At 69.3% G+C, this 19804-nt stretch carries 20 protein-coding genes; 6 read left to right on the plus strand and 14 right to left on the minus strand.

Going from position 1 to position 19804, the window contains the following annotated elements:
- Nucleotides 1-29: 29 nt before the first annotated feature.
- Nucleotides 30-2117 carry a malate synthase G gene (locus QLH51_RS15140; protein ID WP_125660955.1) on the minus strand — a complete coding sequence of 696 codons (2088 nt, stop codon included), beginning with the start codon at nucleotides 2115-2117 and terminating at the stop codon, nucleotides 30-32.
- A 129-nt stretch (nucleotides 2118-2246) separates the two neighbouring features.
- On the opposite strand from QLH51_RS15140, the gene QLH51_RS15145 reads away from it, so the two are divergent.
- The 4 genes from QLH51_RS15145 to QLH51_RS15160 all read left to right on the plus strand — a co-directional run bounded on the left by QLH51_RS15145 (nucleotide 2247) and on the right by QLH51_RS15160 (nucleotide 6126).
- Nucleotides 2247-3173: a LysR family transcriptional regulator gene (locus QLH51_RS15145; RefSeq protein ID WP_125660952.1), complete on the plus strand. Its 927-nt coding sequence runs from the start codon at nucleotides 2247-2249 to the stop codon at nucleotides 3171-3173.
- 23 nt (nucleotides 3174-3196) lie between these two features.
- Nucleotides 3197-4264 (plus strand): 4-hydroxyphenylpyruvate dioxygenase, encoded by a 1068-nt coding sequence (gene hppD, locus QLH51_RS15150; RefSeq protein ID WP_125660949.1) that lies wholly within the window; start codon nucleotides 3197-3199, stop codon nucleotides 4262-4264.
- A gap of 225 nt (nucleotides 4265-4489) precedes the next feature.
- Nucleotides 4490-5770, plus strand: coding sequence for a homogentisate 1,2-dioxygenase (gene hmgA / locus QLH51_RS15155; protein ID WP_206429222.1), 1281 nt, complete (start codon nucleotides 4490-4492; stop codon nucleotides 5768-5770).
- Entirely contained in the window at nucleotides 5767-6126 is a 360-nt protein-coding gene (locus QLH51_RS15160) for a Rieske (2Fe-2S) protein (protein ID WP_125660943.1), read from the plus strand. The genes hmgA and QLH51_RS15160 overlap by 4 nt, the downstream gene beginning before the upstream one ends.
- A 140-nt stretch (nucleotides 6127-6266) precedes the next feature.
- Here QLH51_RS15160 and QLH51_RS15165 read toward each other — a convergent pair whose 3' ends face one another.
- Genes QLH51_RS15165 through QLH51_RS15180 form a run of 4 tightly spaced genes read right to left on the minus strand, consistent with a single transcriptional unit; the run spans nucleotide 6267 to nucleotide 10712 of the window.
- A complete protein-coding gene (locus tag QLH51_RS15165; protein ID WP_125660940.1) occupies nucleotides 6267-7295 on the minus strand; it encodes a patatin-like phospholipase family protein in 1029 nt (342 codons plus the stop codon).
- Nucleotides 7296-7354: 59 nt separating this feature from the next.
- Nucleotides 7355-7669: a hypothetical protein gene (locus tag QLH51_RS15170; protein WP_125660938.1), complete on the minus strand. Its 315-nt coding sequence runs from the start codon at nucleotides 7667-7669 to the stop codon at nucleotides 7355-7357.
- Nucleotides 7666-10119, minus strand: coding sequence for a cytochrome c oxidase subunit I (ctaD, locus tag QLH51_RS15175; protein WP_125660935.1), 2454 nt, complete (start codon nucleotides 10117-10119; stop codon nucleotides 7666-7668). Before ctaD ends, QLH51_RS15170 begins: the two co-directional genes overlap by 4 nt.
- Nucleotides 10116-10712 (minus strand): cytochrome c oxidase subunit II, encoded by a 597-nt coding sequence (locus tag QLH51_RS15180; RefSeq protein WP_206429221.1) that lies wholly within the window; start codon nucleotides 10710-10712, stop codon nucleotides 10116-10118. The genes ctaD and QLH51_RS15180 overlap by 4 nt, the downstream gene beginning before the upstream one ends.
- 78 nt (nucleotides 10713-10790) lie before the next feature.
- Here QLH51_RS15180 and QLH51_RS15185 point away from each other — a divergent pair, with 78 nt between their 5' ends.
- Complete coding sequence (locus QLH51_RS15185) at nucleotides 10791-11312, plus strand: DUF2231 domain-containing protein (RefSeq protein WP_206429220.1); 522 nt, start codon at nucleotides 10791-10793, stop codon at nucleotides 11310-11312.
- On the opposite strand, the gene QLH51_RS15190 is transcribed toward QLH51_RS15185, so the two are convergent.
- Entirely contained in the window at nucleotides 11282-11824 is a 543-nt protein-coding gene (locus tag QLH51_RS15190; protein ID WP_125660926.1) for a CopD family protein, read from the minus strand. The two genes, QLH51_RS15185 and QLH51_RS15190, sit on opposite strands and share 31 nt — an antisense overlap.
- Nucleotides 11770-12492 carry a cytochrome c oxidase assembly protein gene (locus QLH51_RS15195; protein ID WP_125660923.1) on the minus strand — a complete coding sequence of 241 codons (723 nt, stop codon included), beginning with the start codon at nucleotides 12490-12492 and terminating at the stop codon, nucleotides 11770-11772. The genes QLH51_RS15190 and QLH51_RS15195 overlap by 55 nt, the downstream gene beginning before the upstream one ends.
- 150 nt (nucleotides 12493-12642) lie before the next feature.
- On the opposite strand from QLH51_RS15195, the gene QLH51_RS15200 reads away from it, so the two are divergent.
- Nucleotides 12643-13260, plus strand: coding sequence for a YbhB/YbcL family Raf kinase inhibitor-like protein (locus tag QLH51_RS15200; RefSeq protein WP_125660920.1), 618 nt, complete (start codon nucleotides 12643-12645; stop codon nucleotides 13258-13260).
- Between the two features lie 132 nt (nucleotides 13261-13392).
- On the opposite strand, the gene ribH is transcribed toward QLH51_RS15200, so the two are convergent.
- The 7 genes from ribH to gltX form a co-directional block, all read right to left on the minus strand.
- Nucleotides 13393-13815, minus strand: coding sequence for a 6,7-dimethyl-8-ribityllumazine synthase (ribH, locus tag QLH51_RS15205; protein ID WP_125660917.1), 423 nt, complete (start codon nucleotides 13813-13815; stop codon nucleotides 13393-13395).
- Nucleotide 13816: 1 nt separating this feature from the next.
- Entirely contained in the window at nucleotides 13817-14947 is a 1131-nt protein-coding gene (ribB, locus tag QLH51_RS15210; protein WP_125660914.1) for a 3,4-dihydroxy-2-butanone-4-phosphate synthase, read from the minus strand.
- A complete protein-coding gene (locus tag QLH51_RS15215; RefSeq protein ID WP_125660911.1) occupies nucleotides 14937-15551 on the minus strand; it encodes a riboflavin synthase in 615 nt (204 codons plus the stop codon). The genes ribB and QLH51_RS15215 overlap by 11 nt, the downstream gene beginning before the upstream one ends.
- A gap of 150 nt (nucleotides 15552-15701) precedes the next feature.
- Nucleotides 15702-16724: a bifunctional diaminohydroxyphosphoribosylaminopyrimidine deaminase/5-amino-6-(5-phosphoribosylamino)uracil reductase RibD gene (gene ribD / locus QLH51_RS15220; protein ID WP_206429219.1), complete on the minus strand. Its 1023-nt coding sequence runs from the start codon at nucleotides 16722-16724 to the stop codon at nucleotides 15702-15704.
- Nucleotides 16682-17029: a hypothetical protein gene (locus QLH51_RS15225; protein WP_125660909.1), complete on the minus strand. Its 348-nt coding sequence runs from the start codon at nucleotides 17027-17029 to the stop codon at nucleotides 16682-16684. Before QLH51_RS15225 ends, ribD begins: the two co-directional genes overlap by 43 nt.
- A 679-nt stretch (nucleotides 17030-17708) precedes the next feature.
- The gene (locus tag QLH51_RS15230) at nucleotides 17709-18383 is read right to left on the minus strand and encodes a TonB family protein (RefSeq protein ID WP_125660906.1); all 675 of its coding nucleotides are present in this window, start codon (nucleotides 18381-18383) and stop codon (nucleotides 17709-17711) included.
- A 91-nt stretch (nucleotides 18384-18474) separates the two neighbouring features.
- Nucleotides 18475-19794, minus strand: a complete 1320-nt coding sequence (gene gltX / locus QLH51_RS15235; protein WP_125660903.1) for a glutamate--tRNA ligase — start codon at nucleotides 19792-19794, stop codon at nucleotides 18475-18477.
- Between the last annotated feature and the right edge of the window lie 10 nt (nucleotides 19795-19804).

Raw genomic sequence — 19804 nt, forward strand, 5'->3', positions numbered from 1 at the left:
CCCGGCTGCGCAGGAGTGACGCAGGGAGGTTAGGCCGCCGCCTTCGCCACCGCGCGATAGGCGTGCAGCAGCGGCTCGGTATAGCCGTTGGGTTGCTCCAGCCCCTCGAACACCAGCGCCCGCGCCGCACGCAGCGCGATGCCGCCCGCCAGCGGCCGGTAGGCCGGGTCGCCGGCATTCTGCGCATCGACCTTCACCGCCATCCGCGCGAACGCGGCATCGACGTCGGCCTCCGTACAAACCCCGTGCAGCAGCCAGTTGGCGACATGCTGCGACGAGATGCGCAGCGTCGCGCGGTCCTCCATCAACCCGACGTCGTGGATATCGGGCACCTTCGAACAGCCGATCCCCTGGTCGATCCAGCGCACGACATAGCCGAGGATGCCCTGGACATTGTTGTCCAGCTCGCGCGAGACTTCGGCTGCCTCCCAGTTCCGCCCGGTGGCCAACGGCAACGTCAGCAGCTTCGACAGCGACGCGACCGGCTCGGCCGCCCGTGCCTCCTGTCGCTGCGCAACATCGACCGCGTGATAGTGCAGCGCGTGCAGCGTCGCGGCGGTCGGCGACGGGACCCATGCGGTGCTCGCCCCGCTCAGCGGATGCGCGATCTTCTGGTCGAGCATGTCACCCATCCGGTCGGGCGCGGCCCACATGCCCTTGCCGATCTGCGCCCGCCCGCCGAGGCCACAGGCGAGGCCGATCTGCACGTTGCGGTCCTCGTACGCCGCGATCCAGCCGGCACTTTTCATCTCGCCCTTCGGGATCATCGCACCCGCGTGCATCGCGCTGTGCAGTTCGTCGCCGGTGCGGTCGAGGAAGCCGGTGTTGATGAACACGATCCGGTGGCGCACCGCGTGGATGCACGCGGCGAGATTGGCGGAGGTGCGCCGCTCCTCGTCCATCACGCCGATCTTGATCGTGTGCCGCGGCAGGCGCAGCAAATCCTCGACCGCGTCGAACAGCCGGTCGGTGAAGGCCACCTCTTGCGGCCCGTGCTGCTTGGGCTTGACGATGTAGATCGATCCGGCCCGGCTGTTGGCGCGCGGTCCGTTCACATCGGCGCAGGCGATCAGGCTGGTGACGATCGCGTCGAGAATGCCTTCGGGTGCCTGCCCGCCGTCCGGCAGCAGCAGCGCGGGCGTGGTCATCAGATGCCCGACATTGCGCACGAACAACAGTGACCGGCCGGGCAGCACCAGTTCGCCGCCGTCGGCCGTGGTGTAGCGCCGGTCCGCTGCCAGCGACCGGGTGACGCGCCGGCCGCCCTTGGCGAAGCTGGCGGTCAGCGTTCCCTGCATCAGCCCCAGCCAGTTGGCATAGGCCGCGACCTTGTCCGCCGCATCGACCGCCGCGACCGAATCCTCGAGGTCGCAGATGGTAGTGAGCGCCGATTCGAGCAGGATATCGGCCAGCCCCGCCGGATCGCCGCGTCCGATGGCATGATCGCGATCGATCACCAGTTCGATGTGCAGCCCGTGATGGCGCAGCAGCAGATTATCGCCCGCCCGCCCGACCAGTTGCGCCGGGTCGGCCAGCCGTGGCGCATCGCCGCGCCAGTCGCGCCAGCTGCCGGTCGCCAGCGGCACCGCGTCGTCGAGCAAGGCCTTTGCGCGATCGATCACCTGTGCGCCGCGGACCGCGTCATAGCCGCCGGACGCCGCCACGCCGGGGATCGCATCGGTGCCATAGAGCGCGTCGTACAGGCTGCCCCAGCGCGCATTGGCGGCGTTGAGCAGGAAGCGGGCGTTGAGGATCGGCACCACCAGCTGCGGCCCGGCCAGCGTCGCGATCTCCGGATCGACATTGGCCGGATCGACGGTGAACGGCGCCGGTTCCTCGACCAGATAGCCGATCGAGCGCAGGAACGCCTCTTGGTCGGCCGGGTCGATCGGCTGGCCGTGTCGCGCGACGAACCACGCATCGAGCTGCGCCTGCAACGCGTCGCGCTTGTCCAGCAGCGCGCGGTTTTCCGGTGCGAACCGGGCGAAGATCGCGGCCACCCCTTCCCAGAACGCGTCGGCGGCGATGCCGGTACCGGGCAGCGCACGATCCTCGACAAAGTCGGCCAGTTCGGCGGCGACCTGCAATCCGGCGCGCTCGATGGTGGTGGGCGACATGGGGCCTCCGTTCAAAGCTGCATCATTCCGGCGAACGCCGGGACTACGGTGATTGACGCAGACATAGCGCCTCGCCTTTCCTGCCACTAGCAGGCATAGTCGAACGTCAGCCATGTCACAGAGGAACGAATGTCCGCCGATCCCGACCACGCGTTGTTCGTCGCCATCCTCGACACCGGCAGCATCGCTGCCGCCGCCCGCGTGCTCGCCATCTCTCCTGCGATGGTGTCGAAACGCCTCGCCCGGCTCGAGAACCGGCTGGGTACGCGCTTGATCGAACGGACGACGCGGCGGCTGCATCCGACTCCGGTGGGTGCGCGGCTCCATGCCGATCTGACGGCGATCCTGTCGGCGCTGGCGGCGGCGGAGGCACGGGTGACCGGGGCGGTGGCGGCACCCGCCGGGCCGTTGCGGGTCGCCGCCCCTGCCTCGTTCGCGCGGCTGCACATCGCGCCGCTGCTCGGCGACTTCCTGCGCGACCATCCGGCGGTCGAGCTCGAACTGTCGCTGTCCGACCATGTCGTCGACCTTGCCGCCGACCGGATCGACTGCGCGATCCGCATCACCGCGCATCCGCCGGCGGGCCATGTCGCGCGGCGGCTGGCGGGCAACCGCCGCGTCGTGTGCGCCAGTCCTGCCTATCTGGCCGAACATGGGGCGCCTGCGACCCCGGCGGCGCTGGCCGGGCACCGGCTGCTCGCCGCCGACGGGCAATTGCCATGGATGCTGCTGCGTCCGACGCGCCGCGCGCTGGTGACCGGCACCAGCCATGTCCGCACCAATTCGAGCGAGATCGTCCGCGAACTGACGCTGGCCGGGGTCGGCATCGCGCTGCGGTCGCTGTGGGACGTCGGCGACGCGCTGGCGGACGGCCGGCTGGTGCGGGTGCTGCCCGATTGGGCGGCGTCGCACGACCTGGCGATCCACGCGATCCATGGCGACGCGCCGCGCCCGGCGGTGACCGCATTCGTCGATCACCTCGCCGCACGCTGGTCACCGCCGCCATGGGAGGCGCTTGACTCGCACGCGACATCGGATCAACTTCGTATCAATTGATACGATTTTGAGAGGATGCCGTCATGGAGCATATGGACGTGAACCCGATGGGGCTCGACGGGTTCGAATTCTGCGAATTCACCGCCCCCGATCTCGACCGGATGGCCGGGCAGCTCGAACAGTTCGGCTTCGTCGCCGCTTCGAAGCACCGCACGCGTGACGTGATCCGCTACAAGCAGGGTCGCATCAACCTGCTGCTGAACCGCATTCCGGATGGTCATGCTGCGGACTTTGCTGCGCAGCACGGCCCGTCGGCATCTGGCATGGCGTTCCGCGTCGCCGATGCGAAGGCGGCGTTCGATGCGGCGGTGGCGCGCGGTGCAAAGCCCGCGGACGCCGCGCGCGGTGCGCTGGGAGAGGGCTATGCGCTGGAGGGGATCGGCGGGTCGCTGCTGTATCTGGTCGACCGGCACGGTGCGGCGGGATCGCTGTACGACGACTGGGAGCAGGTGCCGGGTGCGGCCGAAGCGGAGGCCGCGAACAATGTCGGGCTCGACCTGCTCGACCACCTGACCCACAATGTGAAGCGCGGGCAGATGCGCACCTGGTCGACCTTCTACAACCAGATCTTCGGGTTCGAGGAACAGAAGTATTTCGACATCAAGGGCAAGGCGACCGGCCTGTTCAGCCAGGCGATGATCGCGCCGGACAAGGCGATCCGCATCCCGCTGAACGAAAGCCAGGACGACAAGAGCCAGATCGAGGAATTCATCCGCGACTATAATGGCGAGGGCATCCAGCACCTAGCCTTCACCACCGAGGACATCTTCGGGACGGTCGAAAAGCTGCGCGACCGTGGCGTCCGGTTGCAGGACACGATCGAGACCTATTACGAACTGGTCGACAAGCGCGTGCCCGGCCATGGCGAGGACCTCGAACGCCTGCGCCGCAACCGCATCCTGATCGACGGCAATGTCGGCGAGGAAGGGCTGTTGTTGCAGATCTTCACCGAACCGATGTTCGGGCCGATCTTCTTCGAGATCATCCAGCGCAAGGGCAACGAGGGCTTTGGCAACGGCAATTTCCAGGCGCTGTACGAAAGCATCGAGCTGGATCAGATTCGACGGGGCGTCATCACGGTCGACGCATAGGCGTCGACCGGATGCGGGCGCGCAGGCGCCCGGCCCCGTCCGGCCAGTGCGACGGAGCCGGGCCACAAGGCGCGGCTCCGCCGCGACTGACGGCCCGGCGGGCAACGCAGGACCGAACCGTCCTCCCGGCGCAGGCCGGGATCCATGGTATCGATGGAAACGCACCGTCGCCGGTCCAGGGATTGCGGCCTTCGCCGGAATGACGGGAGAACGATGGAGAGGGATATGACCTACCACCCCGGTTTCGCCAACCACGTCGCCACCGAAGCCGTGGCGCACGCGCTGCCGATCGGCCGCAACAGCCCGCAGCGCGTGCCGTTCGGCCTCTATGCCGAACAACTGTCGGGCACCGCCTTCACTGCGCCGCGCAGCGAGAACCGCCGGTCGTGGCTCTACCGCCTGCGCCCCACCGCCAACCACGGCGCGTTCGTGCCGTATCACGGCGCGCCGCATCTCGAATCCGCGCCGATCGACACCCCGCCCAGCCCCAACCGGATGCGCTGGGACCCGCTGCCCATCCCGACCGAGCCGACCGACTGGGTCGACGGCCTGGTCACCTATGGCGCGACCGGCGACGTCGCGGGCCAGAGCGGGGTGGGCATCCACCTCTATGCCGCGACGGCGGACATGGAGCGCGCCTTCTTCTCGGCCGATGGCGAACTGCTGATCGTGCCGCAACAAGGCGCGCTGGCGATCGATACCGAACTCGGCCGGATCGATGTCGCCCCGCTCCAGATCGCGCTGATCCCGCGCGGCGTGCGGTTCCGCGTGAGGCTGCCCGAAGGAAGCGCGCGCGGCTATGTCTGCGAGAATTACGGCAGCCTGTTCCGCCTGCCCGACCTCGGGCCGATCGGCGCCAACGGCCTCGCCAACCCGCGCGACTTCGAAACGCCTTGCGCCTGGTTCGAGGACCGCGACACGCCGTGCGAGGTCGTCCAGAAATTCCAGGGCGGGCTGTGGACCACCACGCTCGACCATTCGCCGTTCGACGTGGTGGCGTGGCACGGCAATCTTGCCCCCTGCCGCTACGACCTGACCCGGTTCAACACGATCAACACCGTGTCGTTCGACCATCCCGATCCGTCGATCTTCACCGTGCTGACCGCGCCGAGCGACACGCCCGGCACCGCCAATTGCGACTTCGTGATCTTCCCGCCGCGCTGGATGGTGGCCGACGACACGTTCCGCCCGCCGTGGTTCCACCGCAACGTCATGAGCGAGTTCATGGGGCTGGTGACCGGCGCCTATGACGCGAAGGAGGGCGGCTTCGCGCCCGGCGGCGCGTCGCTCCACAACCAGATGAACGGCCACGGCCCCGATCAGGCGAGCTATGAGAAGGCGGTCGCCGCCGAGCTGAAACCGCATCGCATCGCCGACACCATGGCGTTCATGTTCGAAACGCGCCACGTCGTCCGCCCGACGCCATGGGCGATGGCGACCCCGACGATGCAGCTCGATTACGACGACGTCTGGACCGGCTTCGCCAAGGCGCAGCTGCCCGGATGAGCGACGAGCGCGTCTTCGCGACTCCCGCCGGCGTAACGCTCGGCCCGCTGGCCGACATCGCCGACGGCACCGCGCGCAACTACGTCCTGCAATTGCGCGCCGGGCGGTTCCACGGCTTCGTCGTCCGTCAGGGCACGGACGTGTTCGGCTATGTCGACCGCTGCCCGCATATGGGGCTGCCGCTGGCGCAGACGCTCGACGCGTATCTGACCCCCGATGGCAGCGCGATCACGTGCAGCTGGCACGCCGCGCTGTTCGCGATTGCCGACGGCAAGTGCCTCGGCGGCCCCTGTCCCGGCCAGTCGCTGACGCCATGGCCGGTCGCGGTGCGGGGCGACGCGATCGTAACGGGCTAGGGCCGATCGACATTCAGAAGATGGCGTGCCGAAAACGGTGGTTTTGCGTGACCCGGAGCGCAGCGTACTACCGGTACGTGAGCACCGGAAGCGCGCAGAACCGCCGTTTGCAGGCCGTCAGGGCTGAATGTCGATCGGCCTTAGGCCGCAACCGTATCCGGCAGCGCGGTCAGCGTCGACTTCCGCCCCAGCTTGCCGCCATTCTCCTTCAGCCACGCATCGGCGGTCGCCCAGCCCAGCGTACGCAACGCCTCCAGCTGCGAGCGCCGCGTATCGCTCTTGCCCGTCGGGCCGCGCGCGGCCAGCGCGTGCGGCGCTTCCATCAGATGCAGGTTGGTCTCCGCCAGCGCGGTGAACCGGTCGTCGATCGGCGGCGCCCGCCGCGCGATCGACTGCACCTCGGTCAGCGCCTTCAGGTCGCGCAGCAGGCACGCGTTGAACCCGATATCGCTCATCCGCCCCATCACCTCGACCAGCGTATCGGGCGTTTCCTGTGCCGCGAACGGCGTGATCTGCACGATCAGCAGGTCGCTCTGCCCATGGCCGCCGAAGATCAGCGGCTCCAGCGCGGGATTGGCCGAAAAGCCGCCGTCCCAATAAGGTTCGCCGTCGATCGTCACCGGTCCGAACAGGTCGGGCAGGCACGCCGATGCCATCAGGGCGTCGAGCGTGATGTCGTCGTTGTGGAACAGGCGGGCCGCACCGGTCGATACCCGCGTCGCCGCGATCGACAGCGGAATCGCCCGCGGATCGGCCAGCAGCGACAGGTCGATGCTGTCGCCCACCACCCGGCGCAACGCCGCCATGTTGCGCAGCCCCGGCGACAGCGGTGCGATGTAGCGGCTGACCAGCTTGCCGAACTCCAGCGACCGCCGCAGGAACGGCTCGAACAGCGGCGTGGTCCACAGATCGACGTCGAACGCCTGAAGCGGCGAGTTGCGCGACACATTGTCCCACAGCCGCGCCAGCGCGTCGCGCGCGCCCTGCCGCCCGCCCGCGACCAGCCCGCTGACCAGCGCCGCGCCGTTCAGCGCGCCCGCCGACGCGCCGCTGACCGCGGCGATGGGAATGTCCTCGTCCAGCAACCGGTCGATCACGCCCCAGCCATAGGCACCATGCGCACCACCCCCTTGCAGCGCGAGGGCGAGATGGGGGGATAGTGATGACATCGGACGGCTCCACCGGATCGGATACGAATGCTGCAACGCAACAGCGCGGGATCGTATCCTTACAGACAGGCCGGGATCGTAACGATCGGCAGCCCGCCGACGACGATCGCTGCGACGCCGACCCAGCCCAGCATGACGGCGACCCGGTCCAGCAGGCCCGTACCCGCGGTCCGCCGCAGCCACAGCGCCAGCCCCGCGCCCGCCGCGATTCCGCCCACCCACGCGACGATCAGCAACAGCCGGTGCAGGCTGGTCCCGGCGACCGCGACCCGATCCCACCCGCTACCGCATCCGATTCCGTGCAGGCCATACAGCACGCTGAACGCCGCGGCCCAGTGGAACAGCCCGGCGGTCATCCGCAGCAGCGCGGTCATGCGAACCATCCCGGCAACGCCACGACCAGCGCGGCGACGATCCCGGCCCCGGCGGCATGGTCGCTCCACAGCCGGACGATGCGGGGTTCGCCCTGCCGCCGGCCGCCGACGAACCCGGCGGCGATCCGCGCGCGCAGGAACGCCAGCATCCATACCGCCAGCGCGGCGTGGAAGATCGCATAGGCGGCGACCGTCGCCCCCGTTGCCGCATAGGCGTGCGACGTCGGCGACGGCAACCGCAGCACGATCAGCAGCACCATCGCCGCCACGATCGCCCCCTGCCCGGCCAGCGCCGCCAGCCACTGCCCGCGCCGGGCCGCCACCACCGCGACCAGCGCACCCGCGATCGCCAGCGCCAGTTCGAACGGCGCCCGCGCGATCAGTTGGCGCGGCGGCCAGTCGGGCGCGACCGTCCACAGGAACGCATAGCCGAACAGCAGCGACGCGAAGAGCGTCCCGCTGGCGGTCAGCGCGAACACGCTGCCCCACCACCCGGTCGTGCCGCCGCTCTCGCCCGCGATCGGCAGCATCGCGCCGCCGGGCCCGGCGGGCAGCGGGCCGAAATCGCGCCGCTGGCCGTTGCTCCATGCCCAGCGCCAGCCGAGCATCGCCACCATCATCAGGAACAGCGGCGCCAGCGGGTACAACCCGGCCAGCATCGACAGGAAGAACCCGCCCAGCGTGGCCGCGGTCGTGATCGGCAGCCAGCTGTTCGCCGGCAGGATCGCGATATGATCGGGTGCGCCGCTGACCATGTCGACCGCCATCGTCTCGCGCCAGCCGTGCCGCGCCTCGCCCAGCCACCCGTCGCCGCGTGCCAGCACCACCGGCAGGTCGGGCCGCTCCTCGAGCGGATCGCGCCCGGCGACCACCGCGAGGCTCGCGAAGTTATAGGCGGTCGGTGGCGTCGGCATCGCCCATTCCAGCGTGCCGGCACCCCATGGATTGCGCTTGTGCATCCGACCCAGCCAGATCTGCAGCGCGACGTCGATCGCGAACAGCGCGAAGCCGAACGCCATCAGGAAGCTGCCGACCGACGACAACAGGTTCAGCCACGTCCACCCCATCCCCTCCGGATAGGTGTCGATCCGTCGCGGCATGCCGAGCAGCCCGGTCAGGTGCATCAGGAAGAAGGTGAGGTTGAACCCGATGAAGATCAGCCAGAACGCCGCCTCGCCCAGCCGCATCACCCGGCCGCGCCCGGTGAAGTGCGGCAGCCAGTAATAGGCCGCGGCCAGCATCGGGAACACGAACCCGCCGACCAGCACGTAATGCAGGTGCGCGGTGACGAACGCGGTGTCGTGCGCCTGCGCGTCGAACGGCACCACCGCCAGCATCACCCCGGTCAGCCCGCCCAGTACGAACACGATGAAGAAGCCGATCAGGTACAGCATCGGCAGCTTCAGTTGCGGCCGCCCGGCCCATAACGTGCCCAGCCACGCGAACACCTGTACCGCCGTCGGGATCGCGACCAGCGTCGACGCCGCGGAAAAGAACCCCAGCGCCATGTGCGGGATGCCGGTGGTGAACATGTGGTGGACCCACAGCCCGAAGCTGAGGAACGCCAGCGCCATGACCGCCGCGACCAGCGCGCCGTACCCCAGGATCTTCGTTCGCGCCATGACCGGCAGGATGGTCGACACCGCGCCGGCGGCGGGCAGGAAGATGATGTAGACTTCCGGATGGCCGAACAGCCAGAACAGATGCTGCCACAGCAGCGGCGACCCGCCGAGATCGGGGCTGTAGAACGGCCAGCCGAACGCGCGCTCGACCTCCAGCAGGATCGATCCCAGGATCAGCGGCGGAAAGCCGAAGATCATCATCCCCGCCGTCGCCAGCATATACCACGCGAACAGCGGCATATGGTCGAGCCGCATCCCCGGCGCGCGCAGCTTCAGGATCGACACCGCGATCTCGATCGCCGCGCACATCGCCGAAATCTCGACGAAGGTGACGCCCAGCAGCCAGACATCGGAATTGATCCCGGGCGTATAGGTCTTGCCCGACAGCGGCGGGTACAGGAACCACCCGGCATCGGGCGCGACCCCGGCCAGCATCGCCGCGATCAGGATGCTGCCGCCGAACACATAGCACCACCATCCCAGCGCCGACAGCCGGGGATAGGCGAGGTCGCGCGCGCCCAGCATCTTGGGCAGCAGGTACATCGCCAGCCCTTCGAACATCGGGATGGCGAACAGGAACATCATGATGCTGCCATGCATCGTGAACAGCTGGTTGTAGACCGCCGGTCCGACGAACGCGCTGTGCGGCGTCGCCAGCTGCGCGCGGATCAGCATGGCGAGCACGCCGCCGACCGCGAAGAAGAAGAACGCGCCCAGGATGAAGCGCCGGCCCATGTCCGAATGGTTGACCGATCGCAATTGCCCGCGCAGACCCGGCTCGGTCCGCCAGATCGCGGTCAGTTCGCGGTGGAGCCTCAGCGCCTTCATCGTGTGCCCCCCTGGCGTGCGGCCCATCCGCCGGCATCGTGCGCGACGACGGTGAAGCCGTGGTCGCGGTGCCCCGTCCCGCAATATTCTGCACATTCGCCGCGATACGTTCCTGGCCGTGCCGCGACGATCCGCAACCGGTTGGGATGGCCGGGGATCGCATCCATCTTGCCCGCCAGCCGGGGAACCCAGAAGCTGTGGATCACGTCGGTCGCGGTGATGACCAGGTCGACCGGCCGCCCGGCGGGGATGTGCAGCACGTTCTCGCTGATCCGCCCGGCGGGATCGCGAAACGCCCAGGCGTAGCGCCGCGCCTCGACCCCGATCGTGACCGTATCGGGCGCGGGCGTCGGCAGGATCCGGCTTCCCACGAACAGCGCATAGCCGAGCAGCGCCATCAGCACCGCGGTCGGCATGGCAAGGCCCAGCCCGACGATCCACGTCCGGTCCGCGACCGTGCGTTCGCGCTGCCGCCGCACCATGGCGACCGCCAGCAGCGCGAACACCAGCCCGGCCAGCAGCACCGCGCCGCCCAGCATCACCCACCACAGCGTCGCGACTGACGCGGCATGCGGCCCGGCGGGATCGAGCACCGACAACGGCCCGGCGCAACCGCCTAGCGCCAGCGCCGTTATCGTAGCACTGACTGGGCGACGAAGGGGGAATGCACGATGAGCGAACCGGGCGGAAACATGGTCGACGAACGGCTGGTCGATCCGATCGAGGCCAATCCGGTGTTTCACCGCACCGAATCCAAGGTCGCGGTCGCCGGCCATCCGATCCACGCGATGCTGGTCGCCTTTCCGGTGGCGCTGACCACCTGCACCTTTGGCGCCGATGCGCTCTACTGGTGGACCGGCGACGATTTCTGGGCGCGCGCCGCGCTGTGGGCGTCGGGTGCCGGGTTCCTGTTCGGCGTGCTGGCGGGCATCGCCGGCACGGTCGAGCTGCTGTGGGTGCCCGGCATCCGCGCCCGCGCGTCGAGCTGGACGCATTTCATCATCGCGGTGATGCTGCTGTCGATCATCGGCGCGAACTGGGGCTACCGGCTGTCGGCGGGCTATCAGGAAGCGATCCTGCCCTACGGCATCCTCCTGTCGCTGTTCGCGGTCGGCTTCACCGGCTTCACCGGCTGGCACGGCGGCAAGTTGGTGTTCGAATATCACGTCGGGGTCGCCTCGAGGGGAAGCTGACGGTTCTGCGGCGCGTTGAGCCAGGCGGGGGTCAGGTCGGGCACCACCGGCTTGGCCAGCACCAGCGTCAGCACGACCGTCATCGTCGCCAGCACGACCGCCAGCAGCGGCTTGGACGAGGGCGGGGCATATTCGCCCCGCCGCTCGCTCATCAACACCACGACATGCCCGACCAGCGCATGCAGCGCGACCAGCAGCCCGACCGCGACCAGCTTGGCGAACATCCACGGCTCGAACACCTGCCGCAGGAAGATCAGCGCGGTTCCCGCCGCGATCGCCACCACCGCCGCCGGGGTGACGATGCGGGTATAGCCATAATGGGTGATCCGCCGCAGCCGGGCATAATCCGCCTGCTCCTCGGCCACGTCGTGCTTGGACAGCACCAGCGGAAGCGCGACCAGCCCGGCGCACCACAGGATCAGCGCGGCGATGTGCAGCCCCTTCACCCACGCCAGGATCATGCCGCCACCCGCGTCGCGCCCATCGCCCGCCAGCGCCGCGCCGCGACCCATGCCGCCGCGATCGCATAGGGCGCCATGCCCGGCACCCACATGACCAATCCGGCCAGCTGCTGGTCGGCCAGCGGCCCGATGCCGAACGACACCGTGCTCGACAGATGCGTGGCATAGAGCGGCCGACCGGCAAAGGTCAGCAGCGCGCCGAGGAATCCCATTTGCACCGCGCCGCCGGCGATTCCCGCCACCGCCTCCATCGGCGCCGCACGCCGCACCGCCGCCCAATAGGCCCAGCCGCTCGCCAGCAGGCTCGCCTGCATCAGCCAGTAGAGCCCGACATGGCCGAGCGCCGCATCGTACAGCGCGGGGACATGCCATGCCCACAGGATCGCGGTCGACAGCGGCAGCGCGATCGCGACCCCGATCCGCCGCCGCGGCGGCCACGCGATCGCCAGCAGCGGCGCCGCGACGCCCAGTAGCAGCAGGTGATGCACCGCCCGCGCACCGAACAGCGCGACGCTCAGCGCGCATAGCGGCGACACGAACGTCACCGCGAGCGCAGCCACGCCGCCAATCCCGAATCCGCGCCGTCCGGCCGGCAGCCGGACGGCCGCGACCAGCACCGCGCACAATAGCGCGATCAGCACCGGATCGCCGTTCCACCGCGTCAGCCAGTCACCTGCGCCGGGGGCTTCCCCGCAATAGCTTCGCCGCCAGTCGATCATCGCCACCCTGTTCGATTGGTTGCTATTCCCCATTCCGCCAACGCGCGGACGCCCCGGTTCGCTGCATCCCCCGTATAATATTGGTGCGCCGACGGACCCCGACGCGCCGTTCGCCGGTTATCGACAGCGACGGCCAAGGAAAGGACCCTTATGCTCGAACATGTCCCCGGCTGGCTCGGCGCGCTGTTGCGGAACGTCCGCGCCGGCGCCTCCCGGCTGACGATCGTCGATCCGGCACTCGGCAGCTTCGACAGCCTCGACCTCGCCAGCCTCGCCTTCGCCGACGGGCAACGGTTGCCCGAACGCTTCACCGCCGACGGCGAGGGCGTATCGCCGCCGCTCCACTGGCGCGGCGTACCGCAGGGCGCGACCTCGCTGGCGCTGATCGTCGAGGATCCCGACGCCCCCTCCACCCATCCGCTGGTCCACGCGATCCTGTGGGACATCGCCGCCGCCGACGGGCAGCTGGCCGAAGGCGCGATCCGCCCGGACGGCGATGGCGACGCGACCCACGGCGATGTCGGCCGCAACAGCTATCTGCGCGAAGGCTGGCTCCCGCCCGATCCGCCGACCGGACATGGCGACCATCGCTACGCCTTCCAGCTCTTCGCGCTGAGGGATGCGCCGCGCCTCGACCCTAATCCGGGCCGAAGCGCCGTAGTTGAGGCGATGACCGGCCGCGTGCTGGCGGCGGGACTGCTCACCGGCATCTATTCGCGCGGCGAACCGGCGGAGGTGGGACCGGTCGGGGAGGTCGCGCCGGCGTAAAAAATCCTCCCCGGCACGGGGAGGGGGACCGCCGCGAAGCGGGGGTGGGGAGATATCCACAAGCGGTCCGTATGCGGCTACCCCCCCTCCACCAGCCTGCGGCTGGTCCCCCTCCCCGTGCCAGGGAGGACTTTAGACCGAAAACCGCTCGCGCAGCCCCATCATCGCCAGCGCGGCCCTCGCCGCCTCGCCGCCCTTGTCCTTCTCGTCGCGCTTCGCCCGGGTCAGCGCCTGCGCCTCGTTCTCGACGGTCAGGATGCCGTTGCCGACCGGAACGCCCTCCAGCGACAGGTTCATGATCCCGCGCGCGCTCTCGTTCGACACGATTTCGAAATGATAGGTCTCGCCGCGGATGATGACGCCCAGCGCGACGAACGCGTCATACGTCTCGGCGGCATCGGCGATCGCGATCGCGCCGGGCACTTCCAGCGCGCCGGGCACCGTCACCGTCTCGTGTTCATGCCCGGCCGCCTCGATCGCGGCGCGCGCACCGTCGAGCAGCAGGTCGTTCAGGTGGTCGTAGAACCGCGCCTCGACGATCAGCACCTTTGCCATATCAATTCTCCACGATCGGACGTTCGCCGACGATCTTCAATCCATACCCGTCCAGCCCCACCAGCGTATGGTGGGTGTTGGTCAGCAGCACCATGTCCTCGACGCCCAGTTCGTTCAGGATCATCGCGCCGACGCCATAGTCGCGCAGTTCCTCCATGTCGGGCACCGGCGCGCCGCTGCGGGCATGGATCGCCAGCGTGAGGCCATCGGGGCGCGGCCGGTTGATGACGACGACCACGCCCGCCCCTTCCGCGCCGATGATCCGCATCGACCGGCGCAGCAGCCCGCCCCGCTCGCCGCCCTCGCCGAACAGGTCGGCGAACGGCGACAGCGCGTGCATCCGCACCAGCGTCGGCCTGCCCGGATCGATCAGCCCCTTGACCAGCGCGACCTGCTCGCTGCCCGTCGCCTTGTTCCAGAAGGTCATGGCGCGCCATTCGCCGCCCCATTCGCTCTCGAACACCGTCTCCGCGCGCTTTTCGACCAGATGATCGTGGCGGCGGCGATAGGCGATCAGGTCGCGGATCGTACCGATCTTCAAACCGTGCAGCTGCGAAAAGCCGACCAGGTCGTCCATCCGCGCCATCGTCCCGTCCTCGTTCATGATCTCGCAGATCACGCCCGAAGGATTGAGCCCGGCAAGGCGCGACACGTCGACCGCCGCCTCGGTATGGCCGGCGCGCACCAGCACCCCGCCCTCGCGCGCGACCAGCGGGAACACATGGCCCGGCGTCACGATCTCCGACGCTTCGTTGGCCGAATCGATCGCCACCGCGATCGTCCGCGCGCGGTCGGCGGCCGAGATGCCGGTCGTCACCCCCTCGCGCGCCTCGATCGAGACGGTGAAGGCGGTTTCGTGCCGCGTGCCGTTGTTGCGCGCCATCAGGTCAAGGCCGAGCTGCTCCACGCGCGCCTTGTTCATCGCGAGGCAGATCAGGCCCCGCCCGTGCCGCGCCATGAAGTTGATCGCGTCGGGCGTTGCCATCTGCGCCGGGATGACCAGGTCGCCCTCGTTCTCGCGATCCTCGTCGTCGACCAGGATGAACATCCGCCCGTTGCGGGCTTCGTCGATGATTTCCTCCGGCGACGAGAGGAAGGCGTGGCGGAGACCCGCCAGTTCGTCATTGGCCACGGACTTGTTCCATTCGCATCAGGTAACGGGCGAGCACGTCGATCTCGATATTGACCGATTGTCCGACGGCAAGGGTGCCAAGCGTCGTGACCGCCTGGGTATGGGGGATCAGGTTGATGGTGAAGCGCGTGCCCTGCGCATCGTCGGCGACGTCGTTGACGGTCAGCGACACGCCGTCGATCGTCACCGATCCCTTGGTCGCGACGAACGGGCTGAGCGCGCGGTCGATCGCGAAGGTGACGCGCGTCGAATCCTTGTCGGCGGCCGTATCGACCACCCGCCCGACGCCGTCGACATGGCCGGTGACGATATGCCCGCCCAGCTCGTCGCCCAGCTTCAGTGCGCGTTCGAGGTTCAGCCGGTGCCCCTCGCGCCACTGGTCGGCGGTGCGCGACACCGTCTCGCCCGACACGTCGACCGCGAACCAGCCGGACGGTCCGGGGGCGGACTTGTCGACCACGGTCAGGCACACGCCCGAACACGCGATCGATGCGCCGATGTCGATCGTCGCGGTGTCATAGGAACAACCGATGCGGACGCGCAGGTCGCCTGCCCCCCCGATCGATTCGATGCGCCCTACGTCGCTGACTATTCCGGTGAACACGCTTCGCTCCTTCTCGCGGATCGGTCGCTGTCCGGCCCAACCACGTCGTCATTCCCGCGAAGGCGGGAATCCATGGCCGCTGACGGTTCGGCACTTTCCCCGTCGACAGCGTGTATGGATCCCCGCCTGCGCGGAGTTGACGACCGGGTGCTATCGCCCGATCCCGACGCGCTCGTAAACCTCCAGCCGGTCGCTGCCAAGCATCCGGGCGTCGTGCAGCCGCCAGCGGCCATGCGCCGCTGCCAGATCGGTCAGGCCGATATCGGGCAACGTCCGGCCATGGCCGATCAGGATCGGCGCGCGGTACAGCAGCAGCCGGTCGACCGCATCGGCGCGCAGGAACGCCGCCGCCGTCGCCGCGCCGCCCTCGACCAGCACGTGATCGCCGGGCAGGTCGGCCAGCGCCTCGATTCCCGGCACCATGACGAACCCGGTCATCGCCGCGCAATCCGCCGACAGCACCACCCGTTGCGGGCTGCGACCGGCAAGGCCCGGCAACCGGACGTCCAGCGTCGGCCGGTCGATCTCCGCCGTGCCGCGCCCCACCAGGATCGCTTCGTGCCGGCTGCGCTCCAGATGGCCGTGCGCGCGGGCCTGCGGTCCGGTGATCCACTGGCTCTGCCCGTCGGCGCGCGACACCGCCCCGTCCAGCGACAGCGCCAGCTTCAGCGTGACGAACGGCCGCCCCAGCGCCCGCCGCGTCAGGAACCCCGCCATGCTGCGCGCGGCATCCCCGGCGCGCACGCCGTCGGCGACCTCGATTCCCGCCGCCCGCAGCCGCGCGATCCCCTGTCCATCGGTCCGTGGGTCGGGATCGGTCAGCGCGACGACCACCCGCGCCACGCCGGCCTGCACCAGCAGGTCGGCACAGGCCGGGCCCCGTGGCGATACATGCGCGCACGGCTCCAGCGTGACATGGGCGGTGGCACCCTTCGCCCGCGCGCCCGCCTGCGCCAGCGCCATCGCCTCGGCATGGGGGCGTCCGCCCGGCTGCGTCCAGCCGCGCCCGACGACCTTGCCCCCGGCGACGATCACGCACCCGACATTGGGATTGGGCGCGGTCGCCCCGCGCACACGCTCGGCCAGCGTCAGCGCCGCGCCCATCCAGCGCGCATCGGCCGCCGGATCGGTCAGATGCCCCAGCTTTTCAGCTTGTCGTCGATCTTCTTCCATTCGGCCTGGCGCGCGGCACGGTCGCGTTCGAACGCCGCCGCCTCGGCGCGCTCCCTGGCCAGGTCGATCTGCTGCTGCGCGATGATCTCTGCGTCGCTGCGGTTCGCGGGCCAGCTTTCGACGTAGATGATGTTCGGCTTGTACGCGCGTTCGAAATAGGAATCGTGGACGAACGCCCAGCCGATCACCAGCACGACGCAGATCGACGCCAGCAGGAACCACCATTCATGCTTCTCGCGCGCACGGGCAAAGCCCACGAAGTCGCGGACGGCATGGATCGGCGAGAAAAGATGGCGCAGCTTCACGGCGCCCAAGATAGGCGCGGGCGACGGCAACCGCCAGCCCCTGCGCAGCGCCGGACGCCCCGGAGAAAGAATGGTTCACGCGGAGGCGCGGAGGAGGTCGCGTTCGCGGCCAGGTCATCCGTGCAGCGCCTATCCCGGAGGCTGATCCATCCACGTTGCAGACGTCATCCCGGCGAAGGCCGGGATCTCCCGGTGCCAGGACCGATCGACATTCAGCAGGATCAGGAGCCTTTCTGGTTCACGTACCCCCGCGCAGGCGGGGGTACGGACTCCGAAGGCAGCATCGTTACTTACACAAGGCCCGTACCCCCGCGCAGGCGGGGGTCCAGAGCCACGAATGTCGCCCTGCCGTTACTCTGGACCCCCGCCTGCGCGGGGGTACGGCCTGAATGTCGATCGGTCCAAGCACGCGACAAGAGCCGCTTGAGGCCCCGGCCTTCGCCGGGACGACGTTCCCGTGTCGATGGATCAGGCCGCGGCTACCTGCAGCGCGCAAAGCATCTCTCCTTCGCGAGGGTCGCGCCCGGATCGCATGGCTCCGCGATCGTCCTCATCGAAACGCTGGCGGCCAACATCCGTCGCGCGCGGATCGCATGGCTCCGCGTCTCCGCGCCTCCGCGTGAACCCGTCTCTTCTTATCAGGCCGTGCCCCGACGACTGCCGGGGCACGACCACCCGGTCAGTTGTCCTCCATGTTGAACCGCACCGTCATCTCGCGCCAGCTCTCGATCGCCACGCCGTCGCGGGTCGCCGGGCGGAAGCGCCACTTCGACAGTGCCCGGCGCTTCGTCGCGTCGAGGAACGCGTCGCTGGTCGCGCTGACCGGCTCGATCGCGGCGACGCGGCCGTTGGCGCCGACCAGCACGCGGACCACGACCACGCCGTTGCGCCCCTGATTGCGTTCGAACGCGGGATAGTCGGGCTGGAAATCGGCGCGATAGCGCGGGTCGACGCTGGCATTCACCAGCACCGGCAGCGGCGGCGTGACCGTCACCGCGCTGCCCGTACCCGTCGCGCCCGGCATCGGCGGGGTCGGCATCAACGGCGGCAGCGTGGTCGGCATCGTGTCGGTGCTGGCGATCACCGGCCCCGGCGCCGGGATCGGCGCGGGCGGGACATAGGGCAGCGGCACCGGCGCGGGATCGGGCATCGCGCGCTCGACCGGCCGGGGTTCGTCGATCGGCGGGGGCGGCGGCTCGATCGGGATGTTGACCGCTTCCATCGGCTTGTACGGATCGACGAAGGTCACCACCGTCGTCGCCGTCAGCATCGCCAGCGCCAGCAGGCCGCCATTGATCGCGATCGCAACGCCCAGACCCACCGGGTTCAGGCCTTTTTGTCCCTGATATGCCATGCCACCGTCCCTTCGATTCGTATCTCCTGCCGTCCAGTCGGCCGACGCGATGAGATACCCTGTCGTGGGACGTGTAAAGCTGACGTGCGCGTCAGGTCGCCATCCGCTCGATCGCCCGCGCGCGCCCGATCAGCGGCAGCAGCGCCGCCATGTCCGGCCCGTGGTCCATACCCGTCAGCGCGCGGCGCAGCGGCAGGAACAGCGCCTTGCCCTTGCGCCCCGTCTCCGCCTTCAACGCCGCCGTCAGCTCGGCCCATGGATCGGTCCAGTCCAGCCCCGCCGCGACCTCGGCCGCGCGGGTCAGGAAACCGCGATCCTCCTCGGCGACCGGCACCGCATCGACCGGCCCGGTCACCACCCGCCACCATTCGCCCGCCTCGTCGACCCGCGCGATATTGCCGCGCACCGCGTCCCACGCCGCCGCGTCCATCCCCGCGGGCAGCGCGTCGGCGACCCGCGCGAACGGCAGCTGGTGGACGATCCGCGCATTGACCTGCGCCAGCTCGCCCTCGTCGAACCGCGCCGGCGCCCGCCCGAACCGCGCGAAATCGAACGCCTCGATCAACGGTGCCGGATCGACCACCGCCTCGACGGGATCGCTGGTCCCCAGCCGCGCCAGCAGCGCGACGACCGCCTCGGGCTCGATCCCCTGTTCCCGGAAATGCTCGACGCCCAGCGATCCCAGACGCTTGGACAGCTTGCCCTCGTTCCCGACCAGCAGCGCCTCGTGCGCGAACGCCGGCGGCACCGCGCCCATCGCGTTGAACATCTGCATCTGGGTCGCGGTATTCGAAACATGATCCTCCCCCCGCACGACATGGGTCACGCCCATATCGGCATCGTCGATCACCGACGGCAGCAGATACAACCACGACCCGTCGGCGCGCCGCACCACCGGGTCGGACAGCAGCGCGCCGTCGAATTTCTGGGCCCCGCGCACCATGTCGTCCCACAGGATCGGCTCCGCCTCCAACCGAAAGCGCCAATGCGGCCGCCGCCCCTCGCGCTCCAGCCGCACGCGATCCTCGTCGCTCAGCTGCAACGCCGCGCGATCATAGACCGGCGGCAATCCGCGTCCGGCAAGGATCTTGCGCCTGAGGTCCAGCTCCTCGGGCGTCTCATAGGCCGGATAGATGCGCCCGTTCGCGACCATGTCGGCGAACACCGCCTCGTACCGATCGAACCGCGCCGACTGCCGTTCCTCGCCATCGGGCACCAGCCCCAGCCAGGCGAGGTCGGCGCGGATCGCATCAACGAACCGCTCCTCGCTGCGCTGCGCATCGGTATCGTCGATCCGCAACAGGAATCGCCCGCCATGCCCTTGCGCGAACATCCAGTTGTGCAGCGCGGTGCGCAGATTGCCGATATGGAGAAAGCCGGTCGGGCTGGGGGCAAAACGGGTAACGGTCATGGCCGCCGTT

The sequence above is a fragment of the Sphingomonas sp. 2R-10 genome (genome assembly GCF_030062225.1).
Taxonomy (GTDB): Bacteria; Pseudomonadota; Alphaproteobacteria; order Sphingomonadales; family Sphingomonadaceae; genus Sphingomonas.